This is a genomic window from Acidianus manzaensis (assembly GCF_002116695.1).
GTDB classification, from domain to species: Archaea; Thermoproteota; Thermoprotei_A; order Sulfolobales; family Sulfolobaceae; genus Acidianus; species Acidianus manzaensis.
Window position 1 is genome coordinate 104266 of sequence record NZ_CP020477.1, and the last position, 19799, is coordinate 124064.

Consider the following 19799-nt stretch of genomic DNA (forward strand, 5'->3'; position numbering starts at 1 on the left):
CTGATGAGGACTGCTTGATCGCATGTAAAAAACCCTCAAGAATCAAGAAATCCTCATTGAGAGGCTCAGTCGTAAGGGCAGAGTAATTCACTAAGTATGATACCATTTCTACAGACTCTAAAAATATGAAATTAGATTACTCTAATTAAATCAGTGTAAAACTCTTTTTTAAATAAAAAAAGTAATAGAAAAACAAAAAATATTAAATTTTATCCTTGATAAGTGGCTATAGCATTTATTGTAATAATATTTCCTCCAGAATTAATAGTAATTGTTATAGTATATTGTCCTCCAATCTGTAGTGAGCTTGTATTTCCAAAGAATATATTCAAGTAATTGTTACCTTGGTTAAGCATATTCGGATTTATATTAGATGATGTTAATGGCGTACCTTGTATATTAGCTGATATAATAGATGCTGGAGTAGAAGCATATATAGCTAATTGAGCATATCCATTACTCCTTATAATTCCTTGACCTACCTGATAAAATTGAGGAGCTTGAGAAGGATATTGCTGAGGATACTGAGAATATGGCTGAGAATATCCAGCTTGATAACTTGGATTCGCTACATACGTACCAGATGATACCATGTTTATTATTTTTCCTATTCCAATGTATGAAATTATATATCCAATAAAAGATATCAAATCAAAAGGTATTGCTGCTAAAATTCCGCCTATTTTAGTTGTGCCTTCATTGTAAGCATCTCCGACTTTGTATATACCGACACCAATCAAAATATCTCCAATCAAAGCTATAACTAGACCTAGATAATATAAAGGCAGACCAACAGGAATACCAACCACTGTAATAACTATTAATGCACCAATTACTGTTATAATTAATCCTACTAAATATAATGTTCCTCCTGTTCCACCAATGCCTACATCTCTTCCAATGCTCTTCAAAATATCGAATCCACCTTTTATTCTTAGGACACCTACAATACCTAATATTGATCCTAATAGTATCAAAATTCCTCCAGCTATTATATCAGTAATAAATCCAGCAGCAGCGCCTACTGCACCTCCAGAAGATGCACCAGCAAGAGCTGCCAATCCAAACAATGATAACATCAAGAATCCTATACCAGCTAGGAACGGCGAAATTATTAAGAACAGTATGCCTGACCTTAATTTCCTTAAACCGTCTAATTCTGGATTTTGCATACTTATCAATATATTCTACTAACTCTAATTTATAAGTCTTTCTATTATATTCCTAATACATTGAAAAAGTGGTAAAATTTATAATGAAATTAGATAATAATTACTTTTTTGCGAGTCAAAATTACCGATATATCTAATTTAGGAAATAGCAAAAGAATGGAAAAATATCTCGCCGAAAACTTCTAAAAGTTATAATTGTATATGATATTCTGTAAATGAATTAAATAATGTCTTTTCTTGATATAAAGACAAAAATTAAAAGCACTAACAAATAAAACATAATTAAATGGTTCTATAAATTTAAATGGAAGCAGTCATAAGAAAACTAATAGAATTAATAAGAATTAGTTCTATTAAAAATAAACTTAATTATAAGCAAATCTATAAGTATGATGAAACAAATAGTACTTAATTACAATATGTATTTAACATAAATAGGAGGTTAAGGGGGTGGAAGTCCCATCCGAAAGATTGGGAATGAATACCACATTATAGAAAAGTTATATGTAAGGAAAAACATTTTTATTTAATCCTACAAGGCTGTAAGAGCTGGCTGATGAGAGTTGAGAGTACTGATTGCCTGTAGAGGGGGAACCTATGCTGTATATCATCTCGTGAGGTGGTGTATAGTAAGTTTCCCCAGAAAAGCAGGAAATCATCATCGCGAGGTAAGGATGCTCCGTCGCAAGGCGGAGTAGTTCACTCATAGAAATAAATATAAGTAATAAATAAGAAAAAGAGTAATTATAATGTCAGCTAAACCATTATTCTTTTTAGGTTTCCTTTTAGTCCTTCTATTTATATTTATCTTTCCTCCTTTAGGTATAGCCTTACTTGTATTGTTCGCTATATCTATCATTCTTTATTTTTTTGGAAAAACAATACTTAAAATATTAAACGAAGATAAAAAACCACCAATGCGACATCAAATGCACCACAAATATAACCAACAGTCCATTAGACAAGCATATTCACAACCGAAAAACCAATTTCCACCTAAAAACGTTCAAATACAAACTCAAAATAAAACACCTAACATTCAGAATCCTTCTTTCTCTTTATCCAATTATATCCTTCAACAAAAATTAGGAGAAGGAGGATTTGCTACAGTTTACAGAGGCATAGATAAAAGAAATAATCAAGAAGTGGCAATAAAATTGTATAAGAGTACGTCAAAGGATTTCGTAAAAGAAGTAGCAGTCTGGTTAAATTTAAATCATCCTAATATCGTAAAATTGCTTGACTACGACATAACTCCATCACCTTACGTAGTCATGGAACTGATGAAGGGAGGAACATTAGAAGGAAAGAAGTTTGATAAAATTACTGCAACCAGAATTATCTTAGACACTCTTCAAGGTTTAAAGTACGCTCATTCTAAGGGAATCATACATAGGGATATCAAGCCTTCAAACATTTTGCTAGATGAAAATGGAAGAGCAAAAGTCTCTGATTGGGGTATTGCTAAGATTGCAGAAAGGACTACTTCTACAAACTTGTCTATGACTCTTCAGTACGCTTCTCCGGAAGAATTAAGCGGTTTACCAGTAGACGAGAGGAGTGACGTTTATCAAGTTTGTGAAGTGTTTTACGAGATATTAACTGGCGTACCAGCATTTTCTGGCGATTTAATTTCTATCACGGGTAAAAAAATGTCTGAAAATTTTGTTTTGCCTTCAGTCTTTGATTCCTCCTTGAGTAACTTTGATACTCTCTTTAAGAAGTGTTTTTCTCCTAAGAAGGAGGATAGGTATTCTGATGACGAGTTAATTAAGATTTTATCTAATAATTTAATAAATACTGTGAGTGTTACTGTTTCAAAGACTAATTCTACTTATGCTTATGTTGAATTAGCTTACGCTTATGCTACGCTAGGTGATTATGAGAGAGCTTTGTTCTGGTTGAAGGAGTTAAATAAGAGAGTTGACTGTAAAGATGTTATTCAAGTTTTAGAGTTGAAAGTTAAGAGCAATTATTATACGCAAGAGGAAGTGTTGAAGAGGATAGAATTATTGAGAAGTAGAATTGGTTTGCATAGTAGATAAATTATTGTCATCATTTATGTTAAAGCTTAAAATTTGATAGATAATGATATTTATCATCTTTTAGAGATAAAACTGATATAGTTAGTAAATGCTCGCGGAATCATGATGGTTAAATATTAATTCTGAAAATGCTAAAAATTTAATTATTTAGCTATGGAAAGAGTAGTGAACTACTCCTCCCTTAGACGAAGCATCCCCACCTCACGATGATGATTTCCTGCTTCTCAGGGAAAACTTACTATACACCACCTCGTAAAAGGCAATGTACAGTAGAGGTTTCCCCTCCACAGGCAGAAAGGCAGTCCCAACCCCATCCCTCAAAATATTTAGAGAAGCATTATAATCACGATCAATCATAAGACCACAATTAGGACAATGGAATATTCTAACAGACAAACCCAGTTTCACTTTATACCCCACACCTAGAACACGTTTGTGACGTATATGCTGGATCTACCTCCACCACCTTCCTACCAGCTCTTACAGCCTTGTAGAAGAGTACTTTAATTTCGCCTATTTTCGACAAGTAGAGTTTATTCCCTTGTAGTTTGAATCCTGATTGATTGTACCAGATTATTTTGAATATCTTTTTGTGTCTTAGTTTCCCTACTTTCTTTCCATTCTTCTTCAATTTTGATAAAGCGTTGATGTTGTACCAGAGTATGTTGTTGACCATTTGTAATGTTTTAGAGTATACGTCATGTTTTTCTTTCATGTTCTTGAGTAATTTTTGTGTGTCAAGTTGTGTTACTTTTATTCCTTGTTTTTTCTTTTCTGTTATGTAATCCAATAACGAGTTGTATACTTTTGCTTCTGTTTCCATCGTTTTGACGAGTTTTTGTTCTACCTCGGGTGTTGGATATATTCTGTATTTATAAGATAAGGTTATAGTATTCTTATTCTTTTCCTTGGTTTTGAACATATTGTTTTAGCGCCTCTAGTGTTACTTGTCCAACTAGGAAGTATGAGGGAGCCCATAAGTGTCCTTTCCAGAGTTTTATTTCTGAAAGTTTTTCTGTATTTCTCTTGATGTTATTGTTTTTATTGTGTTTATGTATATTAGTATGTTTAGTGTTGGTTTTGCTTTGAACAGCATGTGGAAGTGGTCTTTATCCACACTGATTTCAATGACATCAACTTCAAATGTTTCACTAATTTCATAAATCAGTTTCTTTAGGAAATCGATTATTTTCTCATTATCGAATATTTTTCTCCTATACTTCACTACCTGTACATAGTGATAGTAAAGTGAGTAGACTGAATGTGAATCTCCTAGAGTTTGTAACGCATAGTTCACTAAGTTTCTTGATAACTATAAATAAAAACTTTCTATAAGGGGCTATTCATCCCAACTTCTGATGGGGACTTCCGCCCCCTTAACCCCCAGTAATGTTAAAGAGAGTGTATGTTTACCTCTTATGGATTTAGTATTATGAGCGGTATTTCGATTTCTTCTTCTAGTAAGGCTCCGTGATGTCCTTTATGTCCTGCATAAGTACCTTTGAAACGGTACGGATAAACTTTTCTGTCTAATGGAATTCCTACATAGTCTGGAATTAATCCTTTTTCTTCTTCTTTCTTTGATAGTAATCCTTCTTTAATTATTTCGTCTGATGAGTATACTTTAAAATTTTCAAATTTTTCTTCTAATATTTTTGCATCTTTTCTAGTTTTCATAAATATTGCTCTCGCGTCACCAAATGGAGGCATTTCTATTACGTCTTTAAAATCTTGGTTTTCATCTAAGAATATTGCTTTATCTGTTTGTATGAATCCGTGGTCTGCTGTTATTACTATGTTATAGTCTTTTGGAGAATATTTGATTATCATTGATAAAATGTCTTTTGATGCATTTATTGTAGGTTCTGCATAAGGTCCGAATCTGTGTGCTGTTAGATCAACGTCTGGAATGTAAAGTGTTATGAAGTCTGTTCCTTTTTCTGCGTACATTTTTATTCTGTGAAATGCTTCCCATAGTGTTCTGTATTCATCTATGTTTGAATATAATGTTTTTGAGAATTCTGTTCTTGAAATGCAATTAGGTAGTATTGATGTTGTTTTGTATCCTTTTTCTTTTATTTGTTTTCCTATATTTTTTAGGTTTAATATTTCTTGCATTGATTTTCCTGATTTTTTTAGTAAGTCTACTTCTGATGATTGAGGTAGTGTGTATTTTAGTGCGTTTATTATTCCTATTTCTTTTATGTAAGTAGTATAGCCTAGAACTTTATGTTCTGCCGGAGTTTTAGCTGTCATTAATGTAGTTAATGCTGTTGCTGTCGTTGATGGAAATACTGTATGCATTTTTATAACTTTATTCATATTCAGCTCGTCTGTTTTTATTTTTTGCAAAATATTCCAACCTAAACCGTCGACTAAGACGAGTATCAGCTTTTTATTCTGAAATGTCATGAAAGAGTCTTCAGTATTTATTCCATAATTATTTAAAATGCTGGAAGAGAGGTTATAAAGAGTGTCTTTTTCGTAGTCTGGTATGATCATATAGAGTGTAGTTTTCTTTTTATTTATTTATTTTTATATCTAAGGAATCTTCTAGCTTAGATAGGTAGAACATAAGAGCAAAGAATTAACTAAAAACACTATATAAGGTTTGAGATACTCCAACTATAATTCATTAGTTTTCACACAAGAAGCTGGATTTCTACTCATTTTGTTGAATTCAGTCTTTTTTATCATTTTGATTTTATTGAGGCTGACTATAACGATTAATTTTGCTTTTTCTTTATTTAAGTTATGGTTGTTGAACCTATTTATGCTAGGGGATTTTTTAACATGGATATTAGGGGAGAGGTTTATGAATTTGTTACATTTTATTATTATGATAATGAGAATTATTACATATCTTTAGAAAAAGAAAAATTGAAAGACGAAATATATAAGTTGAAAGCTAATATGCAGTATTATTTGAATAAGGAAAAAATATTTATAAATTCGACGAGAGTTTCTTCAAAGGTATTAAATGTTAAGATTAGATTATTGAGTACTAATTATCCTATTATTGATTTTTTTATAAAATTTAAAGGTAGATTGAGGAAAGGTTTAAATAGTTATGTGGATGTTTATGAGAAAGAAGTTAGTGAATATCCTTATGATTTTGTATGGATTTTACCAGGTAAGATTGTAAAAGTTAAAATTCACGGAAAGGTAAAGGTAAAAAATAACATGATGAATGTAAGTATTAATGCTGGTGAAGAAGTAGGAGGAAAGGAAGAAATAGTGTTTAACGTATAAATTTTCGTTTACACAGTTTAATAAATCATTTATTACTATTAATGAGATATACTTTAATAACTAGGAAAACAAGATTATTTTATGTTAATAGAAAAAGAGATAACTACGTCGCATGAAGAGTATGCGTTAATGACGATTTTGTCTGATCCTAGTTTTACTCTTCCTAAACTTTTCCCTCCCATAAAAAAAGTTGAATCCAAGGATCGTAAATTTCACTGTGAAGGAAATTTTGTAGGAATGAAGTTTGAGATGAATGGGAATGTCTACGTTAGTTATAACAGTATATTGTTTGTATTTACGTTGAAGTCTGGTGGCGTAAAGGGAGATGGTAGATTAGAAATTACCATAAACGAAAAATCTGTGAAACTTGTTTTCTCTTATGAAGGCTGGATGAATAGATTTTCAAGAATATTTTTCATGTCTAAATGGTTTGAGAATTTTGCAAAGAATTTGGATAACGATGTTAGAATGGAGAGAATAAAAAGGAAAATATAGCAATATATTATAATATCATATATATTAATAATAAAAATGAATATATTCGGTTTAATTAGCTTGTGGATTATTCAAAAATTAAGCTTTTTCTCTTAATCAGACCATCGTAAAATCAGCATGAATTATTGAAATTGTACACACTAGTTATTAATTGGAATAATTTAATGTTTATATTATCTTTTTACATAATTTAGCGTTAACTTCAATCTAATAGATTTCTTAAGATTACTAAAACTAATTGAATGCTTTTAAGTATTTGATACTTGGTCCATGTTCCCATGTGATATTATTTATAAAATAAGTTAGCTTATTCGTTCTCATATCAAGATTTTATGAAATAAATTTATATAGTTACAAACAATAAGTAAAAATATGTCCGAAGAAGATAAAACTATTGTAGAAGTTTTAAGGAAGTATAAGAATATTGCTACGATAGGTTTTTCGAAGGATCCTTCTAAGCCTTCCCATGCAGTACCTAAGTTTTTAATATCTAAAGGCTATAATGTAATTCCTGTTAATCCTACAGTTAACGAGATTTTAGGAAGAAAGGCTTACAAGTCCTTATTAGAAGTTCCTGAAAGAGTTGATGTTGTTGAAGTTTTTAGACCTTCTTCTGAAATTCCTAAAATTGTTGATGAAGTATTAGAGAGAGTTAAGGAGAAGGGAGATGTTAAAGTAATATGGTTACAAGAAGGCATTAGAAATGATGAGGCTGCGGAAAAAGCTAGAAAGGCTGGGTTAATAGTTATTCAAGATAGGTGCATGTATAAGGAATATAAGAAGAAAATAGAAGGAGTTAGTTCTCCTCCACCAGCAGTTTAACCTTTTAATCTATCTTCTTTTTCTTTTATTTTTATATATTCATTATATAGTTAATGGAAATTAATGCTTTACGAACATTGTTTAGATATGCGAATAATCTTTTTATTAACACAGAAATTTAATAAGAGAATCCATCTTTTAACGGTAAGGGAATTTTCCGTAAGATAAAAAGCACTAGCTAAGGAGTGAAATAGCTTTATTTTAAAAGTGTTAATAATTGCCATTATAAATAAAAAGAATGAAAAATAAAAAGATTATATTACCTTTAATAGTATCCTGAGCTAGAACTACTTGAATTGGAAAACCTATAAATCTACATTAACCCCAGTATCCTGGGCTAGAACTACTTGATGTAGTGCTAGAACTACTTGTTGTCATTGTACTTGTCATATTTAATTCTGGTAGAGTTATAACCCAAGGTACTGGATGTATGAATGTTAGGTTAATCATTATTCCGTTTCCTAATACTATTGGATCTTTAAATACATATCCTTTGGATAACCATGTCCACATTTCTCCATTATGGTCTGGTGTGCTTACTAACGTTATTACTGGACTGCTAAATGCTACATTTGTTCCTACTATTCCGTTTACTGCGTAAGCGAATGCTATGAATGGTTCCTGTCCATTACCTGGAGATGGTAAGTTACTTACTGAGTAATACACTACTGAGAAGTTATATGTAGTTAGGTTTTCTCCATTATATTGCATGTATGTTCCAGGTTTAATTACTACCATTATGTTTCCTGCAGTTATTACTCCTCCAGTTTTCGCATTTACTGTATAGGAATATGCGTTTATTGGAGTTAATCCATATGCTTCTCCTACTGATACGTTGACTGGTTTTGGTGGCATTCCAATTGGTGATTGAGCTGTTTCGAATATCCATAGTACTGGCTTGAAGAACTGTACGTTTACTAATACATTATTTCCATATATCCAGTTGTCAGCGAATTTGTAGCTTCCTCCTATGTAAGCTGTTCCGTTAAATGTTCCTCCGAACCATGTCCAGCTTGTCCATGTATCTGATCCGTATACGAATGTTATTGCTGGTGATGCCTGCTTACTGGACGTTACTAATGAGTATTCTGGAGATATATGTCCATTTATAGCGAATGCGAATGCGTAAGTTGGAGTATAATTGAAGAAGTCTTCTGCTGGTGGATATACTGCTTGTAAGCTAAATATTACTAAGGAGAAGTTGTATTCTGAGAGTAATGTTCCGTTAGGCAATGCTGCATAAGTACCTGGCTGTACAATTGATACTATGTTTCCTGCTTGAACTATTGCTCCTACTGAAGCGTTAACCATTACTGTTGATTCTTTTATTACTTTAAAGATTGGTTGGTTTAAGTTATAGTACAAGGTATCTTGAGATATTGGTATTTCGTTAACATTCCAAGTTTCTTTAACTATTTGCCATTCTGCTGATGTAGAATTATACATTAAGTACGCTGTTAAATCTACATGAATATCATAAATTCCTGGGAATCCTGGTTCTCCTTGATTTACAAATCCTATGAATGGAGTAACGTTAGCCATTACTTCGGCCATTGTTCCGTTTGGTGATAAGGTAACACTTACTGATGGAGGTATTGCTGTTCCGTTAGGTAATAAATTCTGGGAGTACTCTGCAACAAATATGAAGTATGAATCCCAGTTTGAGAAGAATGTTGTTATGTTACTTAACCCTGAATATGTTCCGTTCTTTAATCCTGGAGGTAATGTACCAGTTATTTCTAATTGCGCGTTTGGTGCGAAGTTTTGTGTTATTGTGGTTGGAGCGAATTCTCCTCCTAATGCATTAATTTCTGATAATACTATATCTGTTACTACGTTTCCTTGTAGCGTGTGTTGGGATGGATATCCTGCTATTACAGTTGATGGTGATACTTCGTTTCCATTCCATGTCATGGAAGTTATCTCTGGCATTCCGTTAATTATTTGGACTGTTAATGATACTGATGCGTTAAATACTTGTAAGTACACTGGATCGCTTGTAGGTGCTACGAAGTATTGTAATACAGTATTTATGGAGAATGTATCATTATTTATTTCAGTAACTGTTGGTAAGGCTGTAGTGTAGAAGTATACTGTTTCGTAAGTGCTGAAGAAATCTGATAACCATGTGGAGTTAAAGGTTTCTAAATTATAAGTTCCTGCAAAAGGTACTCCAGTTATTGTTGCTGTAAAGTTGCTAGCTAAGTAAGGTGTTACGTCAGATGGAGATTCTATTGCTATTCCATCCCATATTTTAAATGCTGTGTTTAAAGCTGAACCTTCTAAGTATTGTTCACCTACTTTTTGAGTCAATAATTTGCTATAGTTAGCTTCTAATGATGAATACATGCTTTCTAACATTGAATAATTGTGTTCTAATGAAGCGTACATGCTTTCTAGGTTATTATATTCTGTCATTAATTTTTCGTATTGTGTAAAATTATTTTCTGCTAACTTAGCATAGTATGATGCATTAGCTTGTGCTTTGCTCAATTCTTGAGATAATGTTGAAACTGTTGAACTCTGAGATGTGTAAGAACTCTGCAAACTACTATATTTAGATGATATTGTAGAATATTCATAAAAACCTGCTATTGCTGCTATTAAAAGAATAACAATTACTATTGCAAATCCAACTATTTTCATATCTGCCATTTATTTTCCCGAAAACAGAGAAGGAGATACTTTTTATAAACTTTTACCCAAATTTCAGGTTCTTTCTAATAGAAGTCTCAATAACAGTTTATGGAAATTAACGTTTAAGCTTAATTGTTTAATTTATGACACAACTAAACTATATCTTTTTAATTATATAACTAAATAATATTTAAAGTGATGAGTAACTTGATAAGAGAATTGTATTATCTTTTGACGAATAAGGGAATTAAGGAGATTTTCCAATAACTGCTATCTGAAATAAAATAATTCTTATAAAGAAAATTGAATATTAAATTATTCGTAATTTATTAAAATTTTAAATCATATCTTAGATCCTATTGAGATAACCAAAATTCTATCTAAACATATCATATGTTCCTAAAAATCTAATATTAAATACCGTACTTCAAAACTTTAACTATCGATAAGCACAATGTGAACTACTCCGCCTTACGAACGGAGCATCCCCACCTCGCGATGAGGATTTCCTGCTTCTCTATGAAACCTACTATACACCACTTCACTAAAGGTGGTATACAGTATAGGTTCACCCTCCATAGGAAATCAGGCAATCTCAACCCCATCCCTCAAAACATTCAAAGAGGCATTATAATCATGATCAATTATAAGTGAGTAGACTGAATGTGAACCCTATTAAGTTTATAACGCATAGTTCACTAAAAGATTTAGTAACTATAAAAAATAAAAGCTATTCTATAAGGGCTAATCATCCCACTTTTATGTATGGGAACTTCAGCCCCCTTAACCCATCAAAGTTAAAAATTATTCTATAATGAATAAGAAGATTTCATTAACCATGATTACTTTAACAATATCTTATATCCCTTTTCTCCTAGAACAAATTATCATAGTAATCTTATTTTAACGTTAACTTCTGAGAAACTCTACAAATTAATTCAAATTATAGAAATAAATTTTTATTAGACGCAAAAAAATTATAAAATTATCTTTTTATAAATTTTTATTTATTTTTAGAGACTACCAACTTGCATTGCAGACCTCAAACTATGACCTGAGACTAAAAAATCCAACTGAAAAAGCTAGGAAAGAGGCAGAAAAGCAGAAAATCAACACCAATCCATACAACCTAAATATACTCTAAATAATAAATTTATTTATACAATATAAAACAGATTAATCAAAATTTAAACTGCAAATAAAACTTAAATAACCAAAATTTATATATAAATTCTTCGATTAGTTATTATTGAATAGTTATGTTCTTTGCTAAAAGACAATTATTTCAAGCAGTGATAATTAATGACATTGTAAAAGTAGAGAAATTACTTGAGCATGGTGCAAATCCAAACGCAAAATTCAAGTATGGTCTGACACCACTAGATTGGGCAGCAAGGTTCGGGCGTGTTGATATTGCTAAACTTTTGCTAGAGCATAATGGGGACCCAAACGCAAAAGATGATTATGGTCGAACACCACTACATTTTGCAGCAGATTTTAGACATCCTGATGTTGCTGAACTTTTGCTAGAGCATGGTGCAGACATAAACGCAAAAGCTAAGAATGGTTGGACACCACTACATCGAGCAGCAGATTTCGGGTCTGCTGATGTTACTAAACTTTTACTCAAGTATGGTGCAGATATAAACGCAAAAGATAATTATGGTAATACACCACTACATCGAGCAGCAGAGAACGGACATGCTGATATTGTTAAAGTTTTGCTAGAGCATGGTGCAGACTCAAATTCAAAAAATAAGGATGGTAGGACACCTATCGATATTGCTCGTGAAATGCACCCAGAGCTTTTATCTATTTTCCAATCTATGGAATCTAAATAAGTTAGCGTGCAGACGAGTTACGTGTTGACAAAAGAAAATGAAAAACAAAAGTATTAAATGAACAGTTTTCTAGAAATATTCAACTACCTCAGCCAAAGTTGATACAAAGCAAAAAATAATAGGAGAAGGAGAAAAATCATCAATAAACCATCTTCTAGCATCGCATCTTCAAACAATTTTCCTAACATACCAAATTATATTATTTAGAGTAAACTAGGAGAAGGAGGCTTTGCTACAGTTTACAAAGGTAAAGATAAGGATAGGAGAGAAGTAGCAATAAAAGTATTAGAGAAGAATCAAAAGATTCCTTAAAAGAAGTAGTAGTCTGGTTAAATTTAAACCATATATTGTTAAATTGCTTGACTACGATATAACTCCATCACCTTACGTAGTCATGGAATTAATGAGAGGAGGAACTTTAGAAAGCAAGAAATTTGATAAAATTACTGCAACCAGAATTATCCTGGATACTCTTAATGGTTTAAAGTACGCTCATTCTAAGGGGATCGTACATAGGGATATTAAACCTTCGAACATTCTGTTAGACGAGAATGGAAGAGCAAAAGTGATTGGGTATTGCTAAGATAGGGGAGAGGTCTATTACAAGTAATGTATTCTTGACTTTACATTATGTTTCTCCAGAACAATTGGGTGGTCTTACACTTTTATTAGGGATAAAGAGTACGAAAAGATTTATTCTGATTAAAGGAGTTAAACAAGAGAGTAGATTGTGATGATGTAATAAAAATTGTGGAAGGGTAAACTCAGAAATAATATATGCATACTAAGGATGTATTAAAGAAAGTGGAATTGTTAAGAACTAAAGTAGGATTAAAAGCTTACTGAATTCGGTATTTCTTTAATTTAAAAATGCAAATACACTTAGTATTAATCCGATACATACTTTAAAACTCTAACCACAAATAGTAACAATGATTTGAAGATGTCCTATAATAAAATAAATTGGATTTTAATTAATTTTTTACAGATATTAATGAAAAATATAATGACAGAGATTTTTTGAAATAGCCTAAACTCAGCCCCTCTTGCAAGCAAATACGACATGTAAAATAACATGGCTAGAAGAAAACTATCCTAAAAACTTATAGAAGAAGTAAAAGGAAAAACATCTTACATTCGTGAACTACTCCTCCCTTAGACGGAGCATCCCCACCTCGCGATGAGGATTTCCTGCTTCTCCGGGGAAACTTGCTATATGCACAAGCGTATAGTAGAGGTATCCCCTCCACAGGCAATCCCATCCATCATAAGCCAGCTCTTTCAGGCCAGTAGAACAAATGAATTTTCGTTTCGTTGATACAAAAACTTTTTCTATAAGGCTATTCATCCTTAACCTCATATAAAACATATTAGTCGGGTTTGACTTATACAAACCCGATCAGGATGAGGCCGAACTCAACCTGGAGCTTTAAGCTCGGCCGTAAGCTTGGCCTCCCCTCCATCCGCACCGGAAGTTGGGCAAAAGCCTGGATAAAACATGAGGTTGGGAAAATGGAGGGACAAAAAGCAGGAATAGATGTAGGAAAGAAAAACTTGTATTTAAGCTACCAAGGTAAAATATACAAATTAAACAACGATGAACAAGGATATGAAGAAATACGAAAAATACTACCAAAAGAAACAAAAATAATACTAGAGGATTCAGGAATATACACTAGAAGAGTTCTAAGAGCACTAGGCAAAGAGTACGAGATAAGAATACTAAACCCCTTGATAATATCAAAACACAAGAGCATAAGAGGAAAGAAAAGTGATAAAATAGACGCTAAAAGGCTTGAAGAAATAAAACTAGATGAAACAAGAATGGCAAAGATCTCAAAAGAAAGAGAACTAACAACCCAATGGGACTTCATAACAAAAACAACAAGCAAAATAAAAAACAGAATAAGAAGAGACCTAAACTCCTTAGGACTTGAGGACAAACTAAACAAGAAAAACATTGAAAAAACCTTGAGCATGAACGAACCAGAAGCTGAAGAAATAAAATTCCTACTACAAGAACTAAAACATTTTGAAGAACAAAAGAAGAAGATAGAAGAGGAGTTAAAATCCCTAATCCCAAGAGACCACGTGATCTTCACAATCCCGGGTATTGGTGAGATCATTGGTTCCTTGATAGTTGCTAGAGTTGGGGACTTCTCTCGCTTCCCAACTAAAAAGAAGTTTGTAGCTTACTGTGGCTTAGACCCCTTTACCGAACAAAGTGGTTCAAGAGTTCTGAATCAAGGAATTTCAAAACGTGGTGATGCCTTGTTGAGAAAACTATTTTATCTTTCTGCCTTAGTTGCGATTAGGGTTAATCCTACTATCAAGGAATTTTACGAGAATCACAGGGGGAAGTTGAGGGGAAAGAAGTTAGTTATCGCTTGTGCGAGGAAGTTAGCTGTTATTACTTGGGCTGTTTGTTATTACAATAAACCCTACAACGAGTTGTAGTAACTGCCTAGCAAATCAACCTAAAAGTTTGCATAAGTAGTGGAGAGTATGCGAAAAATTGGTTAGAAAGATTTTTATACCGGAAGCTTACGGATGGGGACTTCCGCCCCCTTAACCCCCATTTCTGTTAAAGAAACTCCCAACAAGCCCCTCTCTTTCCGTTATAAAGCCTAACGAGGATAAAACCAGTACAAATATTTATCCCATATTTCAAACTAATTAAAAATAAATTAAGCATATGTGAAATTATTAGTCATTGAGCTTCCTACAAATCAGATAACATGAGGTCAATTATTATTTCCCTTAAATTGGGTAAAGATTTTTATTAAATAGATTTTCAGAGATTATTATGAATAAAGAAGGATTACTATTATTTTCTATTGTTCTTACAACTTTATCTCCTGCAATCTTAGGGACTACTCACTTAAGTATTTATATAGTTATTCCTTCCTTATTTTTAGGTTTTATTATTGCGTATTTAACTTATCTTTTAGTTAACGTTAAATGGAGCGAACAAGGGCTTTATTATTATGCGAGGGAAACTCATCCTTTTTTAGGATATATTTTTCTTATCTCATGGCTTGCAAGCTACTATTTGTACGTAATTTATACTGCTATTTATATTCCTTATTATGTGCTAGGAATTTACGGAATAGATGCAATATTACTTTCTTTAACGGTTATTATTCTCGCTGTAATATGTACCTTGAATTCCTTTCTTCCTCTATTTTTTGTAATAGCTTTTTCTCAATTACTGTTAATACTACCGATAGGATGGAGAGCATCTATAGGGGTAGTAATGCCTGTTCAGTCTCTTTTTACTAATATTTTGTCTTCCTCTTTAATAGTAGTATGTATAACGTTAGTAACTTTTATAAAATCTGAAAGAAAATTCTCGTTCTTAATCCCTTTAGGTTTTTTGGTATCTTCTATACCTTTAGTCTATTCTTCTTTTTTGTCTTACGATCAAATAGCAATATATGGAGAAGCTATAGGTAATTTTGGTTTGATATTTGCTGAATTTTATATGATGAGAAATCTTTTTCTAGGTTTTAATAAAAATATTATTTTGTTTCCATTATCTTTGATAGCAATTATTCTTGTATTAATAGGAAATATTGTTAATTATTCTTTGTTTTACATAATTTTGATAGTTCCTTCTTTATCTTTGCTTTATCTTAGCCTTTTTTCCTCTTTCATTTCTATTTTTAAGTTTTTTTCTAAATTTTCAATTCGTTTATTAGGCTTGATTTCTTTGCTTTTGTTTGCGTATGGTGATTATAGTGTAATAAGTACGACAAAAGGATTCTTATTTTTAGAGGCAATATTTTCAATAATTACTGTCATAATTGTAGGTTTAGCCTTGTATATGAGAAATATAAGACGAATCTCAAAAGACTGACTGATTTTTTGTCTCTGGACTTCTGTTTTAGTTTGTAGAGTATTCAAAAATTAAGGGTATTCTCTTAATTAGAACTGTTCTTAGAATCAGCGTGAAGTATTCAAATAGTACACACACTACTTCTGTTCTTTATTTTAGGTATTTTCTCCTTCTTCTTTTTTGCATTCTTGATATTTTTCTAAAATTTCGTCCATATCTAATCCTAAAATTACGTTTTCTGGTTTTTCTCCTCTTTTCAATTTTTCTTCAACTTCTTTTAATTCCTCTTCAGATGTGAAAAAATCGCCTGTTAGTTCTACTTTACCATTTTCGTATACTCTTAAAATGTAAGTTTTCCCTGCTTTTGATCTTCCGATTTTTTCGCAAATCATCTTAAATAAGTCCACTCCTTGCTGTTATACTTATACTTCAATTCTTCTGAAAAGTCCCTTTCTATTTCAGTTAATTCTCCTTCTTTTAATTGAAATACTGATGAAAACCCTTCAACTATTTTCTGTAAAGCTTCTTTTCTGCTTATTTTTTCTCCTAGGAGAGCTGAAATTGTTGATACCCTTGATTTAGCTGGTCCTCTTTCAATTTCTTTAACTTTTGGCATTTTTATAACACTCATGTACTCCAGATTTGTGTCGAACATGAAAGTTCCGTGAACTAGGATTGCTCCTCTTTTCATCGCTCCTGCCATACCCACTACTTTTTTGCCTTCTACTGTAACATCGTTAATTGGAGAAAAAGTTCCATTTAATCCAAAGAGTTTTAAAGAGTAAACTAATGCTTTTCCTATAGTTTCGTAAGCTTTCATCATATCGTTTCCTTTAATTGCAACTGACCACGTTATTTCTCCTTTCTCATCGTGCAATGCAGGGCCTCCTCCAGTGAATCTCCTTATTAATGGAATGTTAAATTTATTTAACTCTTCTTCGTTTACCCAGTCCTTTACGGACAAAAATCTTCCTAAACTGAGTGTTGTAGGAGAGAAGTTCCAAAATCTAACAGTTTGTGGTATAATATCCTTAGAAAGGAGGATCATCATTGTTTCGTCTAATGCCATTTGTCTACTTCCAGGATTACCTTCTTCTATTATAAGTCTCATGTAAAGACATTAGGAAAAATAAAACTTTTAAGATTTCGTTAATTGGATCGAGTATTTTTATTTATTTCTGTTAAATAAAAGATAAATTAAATAAGGAATAAATAGACTGTTTTATATTAAGGCTAATCATAAAAAGTTTTTATAATATGAAAGTATAATTAAACATATGATTTATCAACATAATATATTTTAAAATTTTACTCTATAACGTTATTTAGTTAAAAACTTGTTAATAAACTACTTTAAAATCTACATTTATTTTCTCCTGATTATTATACTAAATATTATTTATTTCTCTAGGATGATAAATCTATATTATTTAAGTAATTAAAAGTCCTAGAAGATAATATCTATCTTAGATATTATATTGAATAATTTATAGATAGTGGAGTATAAACTATTTGTGACTTCTGTTCATAAGGATTTAACGTCAAGTTTCATTAAGTTTTTCACAAAATAAGATATTGTCTAAGTTATTCGAATATATAACAAAATTTAATTATATACTATATATGTAATTAAAAATAATTTGTATTATAAGTTTAATATTAATACTATGTATTCATCCATTTATCCTTCACTTTGTTTTTTAAGTAATTCTGAAATTCTTTTGATTCTGGATTATACTTCATTAGCATGGTGAAGCAGGAAGAGCATACGTGTTTTCCTTGATGCTCATTCACAGCTATATCACCACAATAAAAGCATTTAGGTTTTGATGGAGTCATGAATGCAGAAATATTGGACATGCTTTCTGCTCTTCTTATTAGAGAATCAGCTTGATTAAGATAGTTTTTATCTGTTTTAGGTACGCTGTTTTTCACTTTCTCTTTTAATTGTTGAGGGAATACTGTAGCTTTTTCTTTTGTAGGAACGTAAATATGAATAATTATTATCTTTTCTCCATTAGACGTAAATTTATAGTGAGCAATATTCTTATCATCTTTACCTTCGATAATTTCAACTTTTTTGGGTTCAATTTCTTCTTCAAATCCATCATCATATGTAATTTTTACTTTCATAAATTAATTCCTCTTTCTACAATAAAAAGTGCCATGAAAAAATCAAGTATATACAATATTTGAATCACTTATACCTATATTAAACTGTGCATTAATAGTTTGTCCTTGAGGTAGATAGATTGAATTAAACTCACTAGGATTGTCAGGATTAGGTTCATTAACGTTCATGTAAAAGTTAAGGCTTTTTATTAATTGAATGTTCGATGACATTTGCATTAAGTTAAAGATACCTACAGGTTTTACATCTCCATTGTTATGATAACCATTATTCCACATGAAATAATTACCTATAAAATATGCATAGTCTATGGTTACAGCTGCGTTAATGTATCCCCATGCTCTTAACCTATAATTATTATTATTTACTGGCCCTACCCATACACCGTATGCCACTCCAGAGCCAGAATTTTGGAAAGTATTGAATCCTACAAGTAGAATAGATACTTTATTATTAAACTCTGGTATCTGTCCGCCATTCCAAGCGTAAATAAACACCATAGATGATACAAAACTATTTCCAACAATGACTACACTTCTAATTGGATATGCTGGTTGGTCATTTACCTGGATGTTTATGCTTGAATATGTGAATGTATTAAATGCAAATGTAAAAACTGATGTAGCAACCCCATTATCAGCTGACTTATTATCAGTTGTATAAATTGTAAAACCGTAAAATGTACAACCTATTATGCTCATCCTGCCTCCATAATTATAACTTATTACTCCACTATATTCAGCAGGAGGAAACGTTACGTTCTGGAAAGTGCAAGCTACTATTTTTAGATTCTGTGCACCTTGTGTAACTATTGAACCACCATCAAATACGCATCCTATAACGTTACCATTATTTCCATCATTACCTGGATTAAGTACTGCTCCAGCTAAGAATGTACACCCTATTACGCTCCATCCTCTAGAAGAGACTGCGAAAGTACCATGTCCTTCAAATCTACTTCCCAAAACTATAACTTCTCTGCTTTGTGAATCAAATAATAATTCTGATTGAGAGTAACAATTATATACAACAGCCATAGACGTTTCATTAATCCATATGTTTGCGCCATATACAAATTCAACACTATCCCAAAAAGCTACGATAGAATGAATACCAGACCATCCCCAGGCAATCATCCATCTTTGGTTCGTATAATTGTTTAGACGAAGATTTTTGAAACCTATGAAGAAACCGTTAGTACTATAAGTAGCTAATGCAGGAGAAATAACGCCAGAATTGGTAGACATGTTTTGATAATCTTCTTGAATAGGCCAATTTCCAGATAATACAAGCATAGTTCCAGCATTATAACCTGGAGTCTGTACATAATCTATTTCTCCTAACCCATCACCCTCGAATAAATAATCTATATCATGATCTAAAACTATAGGAACATCGCCATTAGAAGGAGCTACTACTGTAATCGTACCTCTTATTATAATATGAGCTACACCATAAATTTTGGAAACTTGTAATGCCTCTTGTATAGCTGGTGTAGCATCAGTACCAGATGGAACATAAAAATCAACGTCCTCATCTGGATGATCAGAAATAACTAAAGCCATT

General features: G+C 31.8%; 15 protein-coding genes and 2 pseudogenes. 8 read left to right on the forward strand and 9 right to left on the reverse strand.

What is annotated here, in order from left to right:
* Nucleotides 1-209: 209 nt before the first annotated feature.
* Nucleotides 210-1172, reverse strand: a complete 963-nt coding sequence (locus tag B6F84_RS00280) for a DUF973 family protein (protein WP_236749101.1) — start codon at nucleotides 1170-1172, stop codon at nucleotides 210-212.
* A 749-nt stretch (nucleotides 1173-1921) separates the two neighbouring features.
* Between B6F84_RS00280 and B6F84_RS00285 the strand changes: the two genes are divergently transcribed.
* Nucleotides 1922-3217, forward strand: a complete 1296-nt coding sequence (locus tag B6F84_RS00285; protein ID WP_148690362.1) for a serine/threonine-protein kinase — start codon at nucleotides 1922-1924, stop codon at nucleotides 3215-3217.
* 201 nt (nucleotides 3218-3418) lie between these two features.
* Here the strand turns inward: B6F84_RS00285 and B6F84_RS00290 are convergent.
* From B6F84_RS00290 to B6F84_RS00300, 3 genes and pseudogenes are all read right to left on the reverse strand, one after another.
* Nucleotides 3419-4139: pseudogene (locus tag B6F84_RS00290) on the reverse strand (RNA-guided endonuclease InsQ/TnpB family protein).
* Nucleotides 4114-4507: pseudogene (tnpA, locus tag B6F84_RS00295) on the reverse strand (IS200/IS605 family transposase). Before tnpA ends, B6F84_RS00290 begins: the two co-directional pseudogenes overlap by 26 nt.
* 126 nt (nucleotides 4508-4633) lie before the next feature.
* Nucleotides 4634-5719, reverse strand: a complete 1086-nt coding sequence (locus tag B6F84_RS00300) for an alkaline phosphatase family protein (protein WP_148690363.1) — start codon at nucleotides 5717-5719, stop codon at nucleotides 4634-4636.
* 252 nt (nucleotides 5720-5971) lie between these two features.
* On the opposite strand from B6F84_RS00300, the gene B6F84_RS00305 reads away from it, so the two are divergent.
* From B6F84_RS00305 to B6F84_RS00315, 3 genes are all read left to right on the forward strand, one after another.
* Entirely contained in the window at nucleotides 5972-6469 is a 498-nt protein-coding gene (locus B6F84_RS00305; RefSeq protein ID WP_148690364.1) for a hypothetical protein, read from the forward strand.
* 81 nt (nucleotides 6470-6550) lie between these two features.
* Nucleotides 6551-6964, forward strand: a complete 414-nt coding sequence (locus tag B6F84_RS00310) for a DUF3211 domain-containing protein (RefSeq protein ID WP_148690365.1) — start codon at nucleotides 6551-6553, stop codon at nucleotides 6962-6964.
* A gap of 372 nt (nucleotides 6965-7336) precedes the next feature.
* Nucleotides 7337-7786, forward strand: a complete 450-nt coding sequence (locus B6F84_RS00315; RefSeq protein ID WP_148690366.1) for a CoA-binding protein — start codon at nucleotides 7337-7339, stop codon at nucleotides 7784-7786.
* Nucleotides 7787-8104: 318 nt separating this feature from the next.
* Here the strand turns inward: B6F84_RS00315 and B6F84_RS00320 are convergent, their stop codons facing one another.
* The gene (locus B6F84_RS00320; RefSeq protein WP_148690367.1) at nucleotides 8105-10441 is read right to left on the reverse strand and encodes a hypothetical protein; all 2337 of its coding nucleotides are present in this window, start codon (nucleotides 10439-10441) and stop codon (nucleotides 8105-8107) included.
* Nucleotides 10442-11682: 1241 nt separating this feature from the next.
* Between B6F84_RS00320 and B6F84_RS00325 the strand changes: the two genes are divergently transcribed.
* The 4 genes from B6F84_RS00325 to B6F84_RS00340 all read left to right on the forward strand — a co-directional run bounded on the left by B6F84_RS00325 (nucleotide 11683) and on the right by B6F84_RS00340 (nucleotide 16123).
* Nucleotides 11683-12264: an ankyrin repeat domain-containing protein gene (locus B6F84_RS00325; protein ID WP_148690368.1), complete on the forward strand. Its 582-nt coding sequence runs from the start codon at nucleotides 11683-11685 to the stop codon at nucleotides 12262-12264.
* A 295-nt stretch (nucleotides 12265-12559) separates the two neighbouring features.
* Nucleotides 12560-12847, forward strand: a complete 288-nt coding sequence (locus tag B6F84_RS00330; RefSeq protein WP_148690369.1) for a protein kinase domain-containing protein — start codon at nucleotides 12560-12562, stop codon at nucleotides 12845-12847.
* 929 nt (nucleotides 12848-13776) lie between these two features.
* Nucleotides 13777-14721 (forward strand): IS110 family RNA-guided transposase, encoded by a 945-nt coding sequence (locus B6F84_RS00335; RefSeq protein WP_148690370.1) that lies wholly within the window; start codon nucleotides 13777-13779, stop codon nucleotides 14719-14721.
* Nucleotides 14722-15070: 349 nt separating this feature from the next.
* Entirely contained in the window at nucleotides 15071-16123 is a 1053-nt protein-coding gene (locus B6F84_RS00340; RefSeq protein WP_148690371.1) for a hypothetical protein, read from the forward strand.
* Nucleotides 16124-16257: 134 nt separating this feature from the next.
* On the opposite strand, the gene B6F84_RS00345 is transcribed toward B6F84_RS00340, so the two are convergent.
* The 4 genes from B6F84_RS00345 to B6F84_RS00360 all read right to left on the reverse strand — a co-directional run bounded on the left by B6F84_RS00345 (nucleotide 16258) and on the right by B6F84_RS00360 (nucleotide 19798).
* On the reverse strand, nucleotides 16258-16494 hold the full coding sequence (locus tag B6F84_RS00345) for a hypothetical protein (protein WP_148690372.1): 237 nt from the start codon (nucleotides 16492-16494) through the stop codon (nucleotides 16258-16260).
* A complete protein-coding gene (locus B6F84_RS00350; protein ID WP_148690373.1) occupies nucleotides 16491-17213 on the reverse strand; it encodes a lipoate--protein ligase family protein in 723 nt (240 codons plus the stop codon). The genes B6F84_RS00345 and B6F84_RS00350 overlap by 4 nt, the downstream gene beginning before the upstream one ends.
* A gap of 554 nt (nucleotides 17214-17767) precedes the next feature.
* Nucleotides 17768-18235 carry a hypothetical protein gene (locus B6F84_RS00355; RefSeq protein WP_148690374.1) on the reverse strand — a complete coding sequence of 156 codons (468 nt, stop codon included), beginning with the start codon at nucleotides 18233-18235 and terminating at the stop codon, nucleotides 17768-17770.
* A gap of 42 nt (nucleotides 18236-18277) precedes the next feature.
* A complete protein-coding gene (locus tag B6F84_RS00360; protein ID WP_148690375.1) occupies nucleotides 18278-19798 on the reverse strand; it encodes a hypothetical protein in 1521 nt (506 codons plus the stop codon).
* Nucleotide 19799 lies beyond the last annotated feature (1 nt).